The 14,168-nt window shown below is 42.9% G+C and carries 14 protein-coding genes; 10 read left to right on the forward strand and 4 right to left on the reverse strand.

The window, feature by feature from the left end:
- Positions 1 to 67 precede the first annotated feature (67 nt).
- Positions 68 to 2,515 (forward strand): acyl-CoA dehydrogenase FadE, encoded by a 2,448-nt coding sequence (gene fadE, locus ABLA85_RS10230; protein ID WP_367963748.1) that lies wholly within the window; start codon positions 68 to 70, stop codon positions 2,513 to 2,515.
- Between the two features lie 64 nt (positions 2,516 to 2,579).
- On the opposite strand, the gene lysA is transcribed toward fadE, so the two are convergent.
- Positions 2,580 to 3,878: a diaminopimelate decarboxylase gene (gene lysA / locus ABLA85_RS10235; protein WP_367963749.1), complete on the reverse strand. Its 1,299-nt coding sequence runs from the start codon at positions 3,876 to 3,878 to the stop codon at positions 2,580 to 2,582.
- Between the two features lie 208 nt (positions 3,879 to 4,086).
- Between lysA and ABLA85_RS10240 the strand changes: the two genes are divergently transcribed.
- A complete protein-coding gene (locus tag ABLA85_RS10240; RefSeq protein ID WP_367963750.1) occupies positions 4,087 to 5,016 on the forward strand; it encodes a LysR family transcriptional regulator in 930 nt (309 codons plus the stop codon).
- Here ABLA85_RS10240 and ABLA85_RS10245 read toward each other — a convergent pair.
- A complete protein-coding gene (locus ABLA85_RS10245) occupies positions 4,999 to 5,913 on the reverse strand; it encodes a LysR family transcriptional regulator (RefSeq protein WP_367963752.1) in 915 nt (304 codons plus the stop codon). The two genes, ABLA85_RS10240 and ABLA85_RS10245, sit on opposite strands and share 18 nt — an antisense overlap.
- A 138-nt stretch (positions 5,914 to 6,051) precedes the next feature.
- On the opposite strand from ABLA85_RS10245, the gene ABLA85_RS10250 reads away from it, so the two are divergent.
- A complete protein-coding gene (locus tag ABLA85_RS10250) occupies positions 6,052 to 6,936 on the forward strand; it encodes an MBL fold metallo-hydrolase (protein ID WP_367963793.1) in 885 nt (294 codons plus the stop codon).
- 285 nt (positions 6,937 to 7,221) lie between these two features.
- Here the strand turns inward: ABLA85_RS10250 and ABLA85_RS10255 are convergent, their stop codons facing one another.
- Positions 7,222 to 7,752, reverse strand: coding sequence for an A24 family peptidase (locus ABLA85_RS10255; RefSeq protein ID WP_367963754.1), 531 nt, complete (start codon positions 7,750 to 7,752; stop codon positions 7,222 to 7,224).
- 358 nt (positions 7,753 to 8,110) lie between these two features.
- Between ABLA85_RS10255 and rsmE the strand changes: the two genes are divergently transcribed.
- The 4 genes from rsmE (at position 8,111) to ruvX (ending at position 10,907) form a co-directional block, all read left to right on the forward strand.
- Complete coding sequence (gene rsmE, locus ABLA85_RS10260; protein ID WP_367963757.1) at positions 8,111 to 8,842, forward strand: 16S rRNA (uracil(1498)-N(3))-methyltransferase; 732 nt, start codon at positions 8,111 to 8,113, stop codon at positions 8,840 to 8,842.
- Positions 8,843 to 8,851: 9 nt separating this feature from the next.
- The gene (gene gshB / locus ABLA85_RS10265) at positions 8,852 to 9,811 is read left to right on the forward strand and encodes a glutathione synthase (protein WP_367963758.1); all 960 of its coding nucleotides are present in this window, start codon (positions 8,852 to 8,854) and stop codon (positions 9,809 to 9,811) included.
- 110 nt (positions 9,812 to 9,921) lie between these two features.
- A complete protein-coding gene (locus tag ABLA85_RS10270) occupies positions 9,922 to 10,485 on the forward strand; it encodes a YqgE/AlgH family protein (protein ID WP_367963759.1) in 564 nt (187 codons plus the stop codon).
- A complete protein-coding gene (gene ruvX / locus ABLA85_RS10275) occupies positions 10,485 to 10,907 on the forward strand; it encodes a Holliday junction resolvase RuvX (protein ID WP_047685254.1) in 423 nt (140 codons plus the stop codon). Before ABLA85_RS10270 ends, ruvX begins: the two co-directional genes overlap by 1 nt.
- Positions 10,908 to 10,962: 55 nt before the next feature.
- Here the strand turns inward: ruvX and ABLA85_RS10280 are convergent, their stop codons facing one another.
- The gene (locus ABLA85_RS10280; protein WP_367963761.1) at positions 10,963 to 11,979 is read right to left on the reverse strand and encodes a type IV pilus twitching motility protein PilT; all 1,017 of its coding nucleotides are present in this window, start codon (positions 11,977 to 11,979) and stop codon (positions 10,963 to 10,965) included.
- A 22-nt stretch (positions 11,980 to 12,001) separates the two neighbouring features.
- Between ABLA85_RS10280 and ABLA85_RS10285 the strand changes: the two genes are divergently transcribed.
- Genes ABLA85_RS10285 through ABLA85_RS10295 form a run of 3 tightly spaced genes read left to right on the forward strand, consistent with a single transcriptional unit; the run spans position 12,002 to position 14,166 of the window.
- Positions 12,002 to 12,718, forward strand: coding sequence for a YggS family pyridoxal phosphate-dependent enzyme (locus tag ABLA85_RS10285; protein WP_367963763.1), 717 nt, complete (start codon positions 12,002 to 12,004; stop codon positions 12,716 to 12,718).
- A gap of 26 nt (positions 12,719 to 12,744) precedes the next feature.
- Positions 12,745 to 13,566, forward strand: a complete 822-nt coding sequence (gene proC / locus ABLA85_RS10290) for a pyrroline-5-carboxylate reductase (RefSeq protein WP_367963765.1) — start codon at positions 12,745 to 12,747, stop codon at positions 13,564 to 13,566.
- A gap of 33 nt (positions 13,567 to 13,599) precedes the next feature.
- Entirely contained in the window at positions 13,600 to 14,166 is a 567-nt protein-coding gene (locus tag ABLA85_RS10295; protein ID WP_047685547.1) for a YggT family protein, read from the forward strand.
- The last annotated feature ends 2 nt before the right edge of the window (positions 14,167 to 14,168 follow it).

Raw genomic sequence — 14,168 nt, forward strand, 5'->3', positions numbered from 1 at the left:
AAAAAGAAGGACATCACAACAGGTCAGACCTCTGACGACTCAACCTGAGATTTACAGGAGTTTTACTATGACCGTCCTCAGCATTATTTTGTTTTTAGTCTTGATTGGCGCACTTTGTTACCGCAAAGTCAGCCTGACTGTCAGCAGCTTACTGCTTATTGCCTATACATTCATCATGGGTGTTACGGGTCTTTGGAGCTACTGGTTGCTGTTACCACTCGCTATTATCCTGTTCCCCCTTGTCTTTACTCCAACTCGTATCTCTCTATTTTCTGCGCCTGGTCTGAAAGCATTCCGCAAGGTTATGCCAAGTATGTCCAGTACAGAGAAAGAGGCGATTGATGCTGGTACAACATGGTGGGAAGGTGATCTGTTTCGCGGTAACCCTGACTGGAATAAATTGCATAACTATCCAAAACCACAGTTAACCGATGAAGAACAAGCATTCATTAATGGCCCCGTGGAAGAAGCCTGCCGTATGGCAAATGATTTCCAAATCAGCCATGAATTAGCTGACTTACCGCCAGAGCTTTGGGCCTATCTGAAAAAACACCGTTTCTTTGCCATGATCATCAAAAAAGAATACGGTGGTCTGGAATTCTCAGCTTATGCGCAATCACAAGTTCTGCAAAAACTGGCAGGAGTTTCCGGTATTCTGGCGATAACTGTTGGTGTACCTAACTCATTGGGACCTGGTGAACTGTTGCAGCACTATGGTACAGATGAGCAGAAAAAACGTTATCTTCCCGGCCTCGCCCGTGGCGAAGAAATCCCTTGTTTTGCTTTGACCAGCCCGGAAGCCGGCTCAGATGCAGGGGCCATTCCTGATACTGGTGTCGTCTGTATGGGCGAGTGGCAAGGCGAACAAGTACTCGGTATGCGCCTGAACTGGAACAAGCGCTATATTACTCTTGCTCCTATCGCGACTGTATTGGGTCTGGCATTCAAACTGTATGACCCAGAGCACTTATTGGGTGAGACTGAATCATTGGGTATAACCTGTGCCCTAATCCCAACAAATACCCCAGGTGTTGAAATCGGCCATCGTCATTTTCCTTTGAATATTCCATTCCAGAATGGGCCAACCCGCGGTAAAGATATTTTCGTTCCTATCGATTACATCATTGGTGGACCGAAAATGGCAGGACAAGGCTGGCGTATGCTGGTTGAATGTCTGTCTGTTGGTCGTGGTATTACCCTGCCATCCAATGCCACCGGTGGATTGAAAAGCGCAGCTATGGCTATCGGTGCTTACTCTTATATCCGCCGTCAATTCAAACTGCCTATCGGCAAAATGGAAGGTATTGAAGAACCACTGGCCCGCATCGCAGGTAACTCTTACCTGATGGATGCTGCGGCAACAATGATCACAAGCGGCATTATGCTGGACGAAAAACCTGCCGTTCTGTCTGCTATCGTGAAATATCACTGTACCCACAGAGGACAGCGTTCCATTATTGATGCAATGGATATCGCTGGTGGTAAAGGTATCTGCCTCGGCCCATCCAACTTCCTGGCTCGTGGTTATCAGGGTGCACCTATTGCTATTACCGTAGAAGGTGCGAATATTCTGACCCGTAGCATGATTATCTTTGGTCAAGGTGCAATCCGCTGCCACCCTTATGTTCTGGCTGAAATAGCCGCAGCAGAAAACAACGATGTCAAAGCATTTGATAAAGCATTGTTCGGTCACTTAGGGCACGTTGCCAGCAATACATTACGTAGCCTGTGGTTAGGTATTACCAATGGCAGAACCAGCAATACCCCAGTCAATGATGCAACGCGTCGTTACTATCAGCACATCAATCGCCTGAGTGCAAACCTTGCCCTAATGTCTGATGTTTCCATGGGGGTATTAGGTGGCAGTTTAAAACGTCGTGAACGTATCTCTGCCCGTTTAGGTGATATTCTGAGTCAACTTTTCCTAGCAACAGCGACCTTAAAACGTTACGAAGATGAAGGTCGCCAGAAAGAAGATTTACCACTGGTCCAATGGGCTGTAGAAGATACCTTGCATCAGGCAGAACAGGCCCTGAACGATTTGCTGCGTAACTTCCCTAATCGCATGATTGCCGGTTTAATGCGAGTTATTATCTTCCCGTTAGGCCGCTCACATACTGCACCATCCGATAAATTGGATCACAAACTGGCACAGATATTACAAACACCATCCGCAACTCGTGACCGGATTGGTCGTGGGCAATATCTGACACCAAGTGAGCATAATCCTCATGGATTATTGGAAGAAGCATTGCATGACATTATTGCTGCAGAACCTATTCACGCCCGCCTGAGCCGTGAAGCAGGTAAAAACCTGAGTTTTACACGTCTGGATCAGTTGGCTGAAAAAGCATTAGCGGATAATAAGATCACTAAGGAAGAAGCTGATATCCTGAAACGCGCAGAAGTCAGCAGACTGCGTTCAATCAATGTTGATGAATTTGAAGCAGATGCCTTTGCTGTCCCCAATGCAACAAAAAAGTCTAAAAATCAGCAACAGACTAAAGCAGCCTGATGCTGGAATGGTACAGATAATAAATAAGTGCTAAAAAATATGGGGGCTTTATGCCCTCATATTCTTACATCACTTCCAGTGATAACAATTCTTGTATTGTCTGCCGACGTCGAATTAAACGAGGTTCACCATCAACAAACAATATTTCAGGGATCAGAGGCCGGCTATTATAATTTGAGGACATAGATGCGCCGTAAGCACCTGTATCATGGAAAATCAGATAATCCCCGACAGAAACATCAGGCAACATACGGGGAATAACCTCCCCCCCTTCCAACTGAGTAAAAACATCTCCTGATTCACATAATGGTCCTGCCACCAACGTCTCCTGCAAATCTGCCCTTTCGCTGCTCTTAACTTCACTATCTAGCCCATTTCCAGATAGCTCATTTTCAGACAACACAGAAATATGGTGATAACTGCCATACATTGCTGGCCGCATTAAATCATTGAAACCTGCATCTGCCAGCACATAATGGCGGCTTCCCATAGATTTTACCGCCCGTACTTCTGCCATCAAAATCCCTGCTTCGGCAAGCAAAAAACGGCCAGGTTCAATTTCCAGCTCAATATGATGCCCCAAATGTTGTTCAATACGTTGGCGTGCTTTATGCCATAAACTGTAATAATGGTCAGTATCTACAACTTCTTCACCGATTTTATAGGGGATAGATAACCCTCCTCCTGCCGAAATGGCCTGAATATCCACCCCACACAATACAACCTGTTCCACCATAGCATCACAGACATTAGCAAGATGTTGGTAATCAACCCCTGAACCAATATGCATATGCAAACCTATCAGTTTCAGTTTATATTGACGAACTTTCTCAAGAGCTAAAGGCAAATCCTGAAACCAGATCCCATGCTTACTGTTTTCACCGCCGGTATTAGTCTTCTGACTATGGCCATGCCCGAATCCCGGATTAATGCGCAGCCAAACCGGATGATCAGCCTGACGTTCACCAATCTGCTCCAACATATCGATAGAACCTGCATTAACGGGTATATCTAATTCAATTACACGATCCAACGTCTCTTCATTAATCAGATCAGCAGTGAATACGATTTCTGATTTATCGCGTCCTGGCTGAAATCCGGCATGAAGCGCACGTTCAATTTCTCCTAATGACACCGAATCCACTTTGATACCTTGTTTTCTCATCAACCGCAGAATATGGGTATTGGAACAAGCTTTTTGTGCAAAACGAATAACATCAAACTGATTTAACTGTTCGATTTGCCTGATAATGATAGCGCTGTCATAGATCCACAAGGGTGTTCCATAAGCAGCGGGCAAGCTAAGGAGTTTCTCTGGTGTAAAATTTTTGCTTAAAGAAGTGGTAAGAGTTGGTTTTATCATTGAGACTTTCTCATAAATCAGCCGATGCTTCATTATTGACACCAATAAGGCAGGAATAAAAATATCCTTTTTACTATCACCTATTCGTCTGTGATATCGCTTTGCTTTCTTTTTAAACACATTATTATGTGGTATCCAGTTATATGACTTTCAATATAGATAATTACTTTACGTGAAACAGCAAACCAAATAAAAAGGGGGGAAGGTTATGCACACCTGTTCATGGCGACATATAGAGATTTTTCATGCAGTCATGACCACCAAAAATCTGACTGATGCAGCGGTTTTATTGAAAACCTCACAACCAACGGTGAGCCGTGAACTGGCACGCTTTGAACAATTACTGAAATTGAAGTTATTTGATCGGATAAAAGGGCGTTTATTCCCAACAGCACAAGGAATAAAACTATTTGAAGAAGTACAGCGTTCCTATTACGGGCTGGAAAGAATACTCAATACGGCAGATTGTATCCGCCAGTTTGAATATGCCCAACTATCCATGACCTGTTTGCCAGTATTTTCCCAATCCTTATTGCCTAAAGCCTGTCATAGCTTTATCCAATCCTACCCTGATGCACAACTAACCATCATTCCACAAGAATCACCCCTACTGGAAGAATGGCTTTCAGCACAACGTTACGATCTCGGTTTGACTGAACATATGCAGACCCCCGCAGGAACCGGACGTGAGACCTTGATAACATTGAATGAAGTTTGTGTTTTGCCCGCCAACCATCCACTCACACAAAAAGCACGACTAGAACCAGAAGATTTTCATGGACACCCGTTTATCAGCCTTTCTATTACAGATAGCTACAGGCAACTGATTGATGCGATATTTAACAAATATCAGGTCTCACGCAAAATGATCATGGAAACTCACAGTGCGGCATCAGTCTGTGCCATGGTCAGTGAAGGTATTGGTGTATCGATTGTCAACCCACTGACAGCACTGGATTATCTGGATAAAAATGCCGGGCTCTGCATACGGCCATTCAGTATCGAAATTCCGTTCACAGTCAGCTTAATTAAACCTATTCATCGCCCATCTTCAGAGCCTGTCGAAATATTTATTACTCATCTAAAGCAGCAGGCTGAACTATTTCCACAAAAATTAGCATTAGCTTTTCAACATTAATTGTTGCCAGTGGGGAGAAGATGCAAACCACTCAACCAGAAAATCCAACAATGCCCGTAAAGTGGCGGGCATATTTTGACGGCTGACATAAATACCGTAAATTCCCATTGCCTGCGGTTGATAATCAGGTAACAGCTCAATCAACTGCCCGGATTTTAAGTAAGGTGAGACGGAATAATAAGGTTGCATAGTGATGCCGGCTCCTTGCAATGTAGCTTCCATAAGTACCGTAGATTCATTGGCACTTAACGCCCCACTGACAGGAACTGAATACTGCTGATGTTGTTTTTCGAACAACCATAAGCTCTTGCCAAAAAAGTTATATGTCAGGCAATTATGTTCTGCCAAATCGACAGGTTTTTGCGGGATTATTTTGCCATCTAAATAAGAAGGAGCTGCACAAACAACAGAGTGACAAGTTGATAGCGGACGAGCAATCAAATTCGGCTCCAGATTATTGGTAATGCGAATTGCTAAATCAATGCGTTCTTCAACCAATTTAATCACTTTATTATTGATTTGCAGATTAACAGCGACCTGAGGATACTTCCGCATAAATTCAGTAATCGCCACAGACAGTGCGCTGACTCCCAACGATTGAGAACAACCTACCCTTAATAATCCTTTCAGGGTATGAGCCTCTGTCAATTGCTGAGTTGGCATCGCTTCCGCTAACTCCATCAATTTAAGGCTACGCTGATAAGCCTGCTCTCCCTCTGAAGTCAGACTGATATTACGTGTTGTGCGATGCAGAAGACGAACTTCTGCCCATCTCTCCATTTCAGATAGATAACGTGACACCATTGCCCGTGACATATCAAGCCGTTCTGCTGCTGCACTCAAACTGCCCTGTTCAACAATTGTGACAAAAACCTGTGCTGCGGTGATCCTGTCCATCTCGTCTCTGTGTCTCCATGTTGATTAGCTCGATATATGCAACAAATAGTTGCCAGTAATGGGATTTTTAAATCGAAATATGCAATTTATTATACGAACCGCTCAAGCAAATAAGCATTTTTGTATAGGAATTCGATGATGGCTCATAAAACAATACGAAATACCGTTCTGGCTGCAACATTCTCTCTGGGAATGGGGGCATTAGCCCAAGCAGCCGATCTTAAGTTAGATGTCTACAATCCGGGCGAAGCTGGCATTTTCCCGGTCTCTTCTGAAATCATCAGTGGCAAACATGAAGTTGTACTGATCGATGCACAATTCAAAAAAAGCGACGCTCAAGAACTGGTTAAAATGATCCAACAGACCGGTAAAAAACTGACAACGATCTACATCAGCCAATTTGATCCTGATTTTTATTTTGGCCTTGATGTGATCACTGAAGCTTTCCCTGATGCCAAAGTGATCGCTTCACCTGAAACGATTAAAGCTATCAAAGAAACCAAAGATGGTAAACTGGTCTATTGGGGGGGCATCCTAAAAGATCAAGCTCCCCAGAAAATTATCGTACCTGAGCCATTGAAAGGAAATACCTTTACCGTAGATGGTGAAAAACTGATTGTTGAAGGTTTAAATGGCCCTGCCGCAGACCGCACTTTCGTATGGATCCCGAAATTAAAAGCAGTTGTTGGTGGTGTAACTGTTTCTGATAACATCCATGTATGGATTGCTGATACTCAGACTAAATCATCACGCCAGCACTGGATGCAGACATTAGAGCGAATCAAAAGCTTGAAACCTAAAACTGTGGTTCCCGGTCATTATCTGGGAAATTCATCAATGACATTGGAATCAGTAAATTTTACCCAAAATTATCTGACCACACTGGAAAAAGAGTTATCAAAAGCAAAAGATTCAGAAGCGTTAATTTCAGCCATGAAAAAACATTACCCAAACCTTGCTGATGAATCCAGTCTTGAATTAAGTGCCAAAGTATTGAAAGGCGAAATGAAGTGGCCTCAATAAATTAAAAATATGGGTGTTACGAAAAGTAACATCCATATTTTATTGCTAGTCTTTAAACCACCACCTAATTAAATGCTTTTAATATCTACCCTGTGCGGAATGTGTACACGAGGTCAAAATCTTGCTCTTTCCGCCACTTTTTATTTCCCCACTGCCTGTTATTGGCATCAATCAAGTTAAAAGACTGCCCAATAGAACTTTTTTGTTTGATGTATTTCCTGATATTTAAAAGATTAAAAGAGGAGGCATCATGTTTAAGTTTTCTGTGATAATTATCTAAAATGACTAAAGCGAAATCACATTAGCCCCATGCAAATTAAAAACCATCAAAAGCATGGCAGAAAAACAGAGATAAGGCCCAAAAGCGATAAATTCAGGATAGCTTTTTCTTTTCAGCCAAATCATAACAAACCCTAATAGACCAGATAATGAAGCCAGCAACATCAATATGGGTATCATTTCTACACCAATCCATGCACCAATTGCGGCAGTCAATTTTAAATCACCGTAACCTATTCCCTCTTTCTTCAATGTATACCGACAAAACCAATACAATACCCATAAATATAAATACCCTGATATGGCGCCATATATCGCACTCTTTATTGGAACTATATCACTATTACTATTAAGTACCAATCCAAGCCATAATAACGGCTGAGTGAAAATATCTGGTAGCTGATAAGTTTTTATATCGATCACTGCTAAGAAAAATAAAATGATGCAGAAAAATAAAATTATTATTTCATTTATATTGACGAAGTTATTGAACCATACATTTTTCCCATCCATGAAAATGTTCAATATAGTTTCCATAAAATAACATCCCTGTTATCTCTGCCCTCTTTCAAGTTGCAACTTTTTAGCTACATCTTGAAACTCACAGGACATACGATACTCCCTATTTATTCTCTGATATTAATCAGAACACGGTGAATACTAAATTCCCGTTCAGGTCATTGGCAATGAAAAATGCATTAAAACAGCCATGATGAAATAAATATGCGAGCCAGCTCGCAACTGTACCTTGAGTTTCTTTTAGTCTGAGAGATAGCTTGATCATACAATCAGCGCTCATTTATCATGGCGATAAATCAACTTTATGATATAGCGTTAGGCTGTATCTGAACTGTCTGGAAAGGAACTATCCGGAAAAAAGAAGGAAAGAAAAAATATGCGAATTCCCCGCATTTATCATCCTGAATCACTCATTGTAGGAACCGTAATCAACCTGAGTGATGATGCTGCCAATCATGTTGGCCGTGTGCTCAGAATGAGTAGCGGACAACAATTGCAACTCTTTGATGGTAGCAATCAGGTTTTTGATGCAGAACTTACTGAATCCAGTAAAAAAGCAGTCAAAGTGCGCATCCTTGAAGGCAAATTGTCTAACCGCGAATCACCATTGGATCTGCATCTGGGGCAAGTCATATCCCGTGGTGAAAAAATGGAATTCACAATTCAAAAATCCGTTGAATTAGGCGTTAATATTGTTACGCCATTACTTTCTGAACGCTGTGGTGTGAAACTGGATGCAGAAAGGCTGGAAAAAAAATTACAGCAATGGAGAAAAATCGCAATTTCTGCCTGTGAACAATGTGGACGCAATCAGATCCCTGAAATCCGTCCGGTTATGACACTTGAAGCATGGTGTGCAGAAAACGATAGTAGCCTAAAATTAAATTTACATCCTCGTGCCAGCCAAAGTATCAATACACTGCCATTACCAGTGAAAAAAGTTCGCCTGTTGATTGGCCCAGAAGGGGGATTATCCGCCGAAGAAATAGAAATGACGGCAAATCACCAATTTACTGATATCCTGTTAGGCCCTCGTGTCCTGCGGACAGAGACGACGGCACTCACTGCAATTACAGCATTACAAGTGCGTTTTGGTGATCTGGGTTAAGGAGAAAGAATGATCAAGCTCGGTATAGTGATGGATCCAATCTCATCCATCAAAATAAAGAAAGACACTAGTTTCGCCATGCTGCTGGAAGCACAGAAACGCGGATGGGAAATCCATTACATGGAGATGAATGACCTCTATCTGCATCAGGGGGAAGGTCGTGCACGAACCCGTTTGCTTACAGTGGAAGAGAACCCTCAACAGTGGTATCAATTTGGCATCGAACAGGATATAGCCCTTGATACACTGCATGTTATCCTGATGCGCAAAGATCCTCCTTTTGATACTGAATATATCTACGCCACTTACATTTTGGAAAGGGCTGAAGCCAAAGGCAGCCTGATCGTCAACAAACCACAGAGCCTGCGTGACTGTAATGAAAAACTGTTTACCGCATGGTTCCCTGAATTGACACCAGATACTCTGGTAACACGCAACGCAAGAACTCTGCGTGAATTTCATCAAAAACATGGTGATGTTATTTTTAAACCGCTGGACGGTATGGGTGGCGCTTCTGTTTTCCGCCTGAAACAAGATGACCCGAATATCGGTGTGATTATTGAAACACTGACCGAGCATGGCAGCCACTTCTGTATGGCACAAAATTTTCTGCCAGCCATTAAGGATGGAGATAAACGTGTACTGGTTGTTGATGGCGAGCCCGTGCCTTACTGCCTGGCCCGCATCCCCGCCCAGGGTGAAACCCGTGGTAACCTTGCAGCAGGCGGGCGCGGAGAAACTCGTCCACTGTCAGAAAGTGACTGGGCTATCGCAAGCGCCGTCGCTCCTGTCTTAAAAGAGAAAGGGTTAATTTTCGTTGGGCTTGATATCATTGGTGACCGTTTGACTGAAATCAATGTTACCAGCCCAACTTGTGTACGTGAAATAGAAGCCGCTTTTCCTGAAATCTCCATTACAGGCATGTTGATGGATGCGATTGAAAAACGATTGGAAAAACAGACAGTATAATCGGTTAAACAGCTTCCATTTCCTGACAGTATTTGCCATTTATCATATGCGCCCACATACTGTGTGGGCCAACTCATTCATACATTGTAAAAATAACTATCAGAAAACACATGAATCTACAGCATCATTTTCTCATCGCCATGCCTTCGCTCACTGATCCTTATTTCAATCGTTCTGTAGTTTATATCTGCGAACATGATCAAAACGGGGCAATGGGGTTAATTATTAATAAACCGATAGCTCAGATTTCTATTCAAGGGATCTTGAAGAAGTTGGGTATCGCCCCCGAAGACAGAGACGATAATATTAATCTGAATAAGCCTGTAATGGCTGGCGGCCCTCTGTCTGAAGAGCATGGTTTTATTTTACACACACCACAATCCGGCTTCAGTTCCAGCATCCAAATCTCTGATGAAACAATGGTTACCACTTCCAAGGATATGCTGGAAGCACTAGGTACACCACGCCAACCAAAAAATGTTTTAATGACTCTTGGATACTCAAGTTGGGAAAAAGGCCAACTGGAAAAAGAAATTATGGAAAATAGCTGGCTTACCGTCAGTGCAGAAGCCTCTATTATTTTCAATACCCCTGTTGCCGACCGCTGGCGTGAAGCCGCATCCTTATTGGGAATTAATAGCCACAATCTCGCATTACAAGCAGGGCATGCCTGATGAAAAATCGCACAGTGATTGCATTCGATTTTGGTACTCGTAGTATTGGTGCAGCTATCGGGCAGGAAATAACCGGCACAGCCAGAGCATTAGATTCTTTCAAAGCAAAAGAGGGTTCTCCCAATTGGGATATGATTGAAAAGCTCCTCAAAGAATGGCAACCCGATTTGGTCATTGTTGGTCTGCCACTCAATATGGATGGTACAGAGCAACTGGTTACAGCACAGGCACGCAAATTTGCTAACCGTTTACATGGTCGTTTCGGCGTCCAGGTTGAGCTACACGATGAACGCCTAACCACAGTAGAAGCGCGATCTCACTTGTTTGATCATGGTGGATATCGCGCCCTTGATAAAGGCAAAGTTGATTCCGCTTCTGCTGTCGTCATTCTGGAAAGCTGGTTTGAGCAACGGTATTCATAGCCAAAAAAAAGCGATCACTGTGAATTCTGGTCATGATGAACTTTCCATCATGCCATTATTCCACTAGCAACCCCGACGATTTGCGTTGTTGGCGGCTTTGCTCGTAAGTTTGCATACCGCAGGCAGATCCTGTCTGCATTAATGTTGCTATCTGGTGATTTTTTCCTTCCCTGATCAAATGGCCGACAGCCTGGTTGACGACCAGAACTTCATAAATAGCCACCCTGCCTCCGTTTTTAGCAGGAAGCAATTGTTGAGCAATAACCGCCTTTAAACTACCCGCCAGTTGGCTGCATATCCATCCCTTTTCATCGGCGGGAAAAACATCCACCAGACGATCTATAGCCTGAATTGCCCCGCGAGTATGTAGTGTTGACAGAACCAAGTGCCCGGTTTCAGCGGTGGTCAATGCTAATCGGATCGTTTCCTTATCGCGCAATTCCCCTAGCAGGATCACATCAGGATCTTGCCGTAATGCCCCTTTTAGTGCAGTTTGATAATCTGGCACATCCTTCCCGATTTGCCTTTGTTGTATTAAACAGTTCCGGCTTCGGTGTACGAATTCTATCGGGTCTTCCAACATGACAATGTGTTTTCTGACGTGATTGTTGAGAGCATTAATCATCGCTGACAATGTCGTCGATTTACCGCTTCCGGTTGCTCCTGTCACTAATATCAAGCCATTTTCTGTCAGATTGTTTTCTTCCTGTAAAATAAGGCGCTGGATAACTTCTGGAGCATATAGTTGTTCCAACGTCGGGCACTTATCAGGAATTAACCGTAACACTAATGAAATATGATCTTGTTGATAGAACAGATTTCCTCTTAGCCGTCGTTTATCCTGCATTTCTACGACAAAATCGACATGCCCGATTACCTGTAACTGTTGCTGCTGCTCTTCAGGCAATACGGCTTTGCTCCATGCCATAATAAAATCACCATCAATTTCTGATAGTTGTGTTTGCGGATACAACATATCATTGATGCGCAAAATTGGCACTTGCCCGACACAAAGATGCAGATCGGAAGCATTATGCTTTACACTAAGGGCCACTAATTTTTCCATATTCATTTTTTAATCTCCTGAGTTTCTTATGCACAATATTGAACAAAATCTTCACGATGTCAGGAACCATATCATCCTTGCAGCTCAAAAATGCGGACGTTCTCCAGAAGAAATTACGTTACTTGCCGTCAGTAAAACCAAACCTGTGGAAGCTATCGCAAAAGCTATAGTTACAGGCCAACGGGAATTTGGTGAGAATTACGTTCAGGAAGGCGTTGAAAAAATTCAACAGTTTGCTAACCACGACGATTTAGTGTGGCACTTTATCGGCCCATTGCAGTCTAATAAAAGCCGTCTGGTAGCCGAACATTTTGACTGGTGCCATACTATTGACCGTTTGAAAATCGCTCAACGTTTGAGTGAACAACGACCTAAAAATATGGCTCCACTGAATGTTCTGATCCAAATTAATATCAGTGGGGAAAGCAGTAAATCAGGTATTCTTTTGGAAGAACTGGAGGAACTGGCAGCAATTATCAATTCTCTGCCTAATCTGGTATTACGTGGTTTGATGGCTATTCCTGCACCAGAAAGTGATTTTAAACGACAAACAGACGTTTTTCGCCAAATGGAACAAGCGTTTATTAAATTAAAGGCACAATATCCACAAATAGATACACTTTCTATGGGAATGACTGATGATATGGAAGCCGCTATCGCTTGCGGATCAACTTTAGTACGCATTGGAACAGCAATTTTCGGTGCCCGCCAATATAGCTCTGCCAAATTAACTGAACAAAATTAATCAGATATTATTCGAGGTGATTCTTCATGGAAAATAAAAAAATCACTTTTATCGGTGCTGGAAATATGGCCCATGCCATCATCGCCGGATTAGTCAAAAAAGGTTATTCTGCCGAACTTATCACCGTATGTTCACCAAGTACGACTCGCCGTGATGTCTTGGCTGAAAAATATGGCGTTAACAGCCAAAGTGACAATATTCGCTACGCTCAAGAGGCAGATGTTATTGTGTTAGCAGTTAAGCCTCAAATGATGGAAGAAGTTTGTGGCCCCTTGCGCTCACAGGTAAATCTCGACCAAAAACTCGTTCTTTCCATTGCTGCCGGCATTCCTGTTTCCCGCTTTTACTCATTGCTGCAAGATAACCTCAATATTATCCGTATTATGCCAAATACTCCTGCTCTGATTGGGCAAGGGATCAGTGGAATGTTCGCTCCTAAACAGGTCAACGAGTCTGATCGCCAATTTGCTGAATCATTGATGAATAGTGTCGGTAAAGTCTGTAGGGTTGAGAAGGAGGATCATATCAACAATATTATTGCGGTCGCAGGAAGTGCCCCGGCTTATTTTTTCCTGTTTATGGAATCGATGCAGCAGGAAGCTGAACGTTTGGGCTTTGATAGCCAGACGGCCAGAGAACTTGTCCTGCAAACGGCCATTGGTTCAGCTAAACTTGCTGAATCACAGGCAGAACTTCCTTTTTCTCTTCTGCGCGAACAGGTAACATCTAAAGGGGGAACAACTGCCGAAGCATTACGTATTTTTTACGAAAGCAATCTGCCGGAAATTGTATCCCAAGCCATGCAAGGAGCAATCCACCGGGCACAGGAAATGGAAAAATTATTTTAAATCAATCAAATGTAATTTAATCAGGGCTGCTACATGCAATTCTTAAACTTTCTCTTTTTTACGGTTCTGGACTTATATACCGCAGTTTTACTGCTTCGGGTCTGGATGCAGTGGGCGCGTTGCGATTTTTATAATCCATTCTCACAATTTATCGTCAAAATCACCCAACCGGTAGTGCGCCCATTGCGTAGAGTTATCCCCGCTATTGGCCCTATTGATTCAGCCTCAGTTGTTCTAGCTTACTTGCTTGTTCTTATCAAAATGTTACTCCCTTTCTGGTTAGCAGCAGGACAATTCTTACTACCTTCTGCCATGATATTCCTGCTCGGATTAATTGAACTGCTTACCGCCGCCGGAAAATTGGTATTTTGGCTTGTCATCGTCCGCGCATTATTGAGTTGGATCAGCCAGGGACGTAATCCTGTTGATTATGTTCTGTTCCAACTGACAGAACCACTGATGGCACCGATACGTCGAATTATCCCTGCAATGGGGGGGATCGATTTCTCAGCCATGATTGTTATATTGATCCTGTATGCGCTAAACGCTCTCCGTTATGATGTTTTAGCGTGGTTAGTTCCGGCCCTAATTGGTCAATAAAT

This window comes from Xenorhabdus sp. SGI246 (assembly GCF_040838225.1).
GTDB classification, from domain to species: domain Bacteria; phylum Pseudomonadota; class Gammaproteobacteria; order Enterobacterales; family Enterobacteriaceae; genus Xenorhabdus; species Xenorhabdus indica.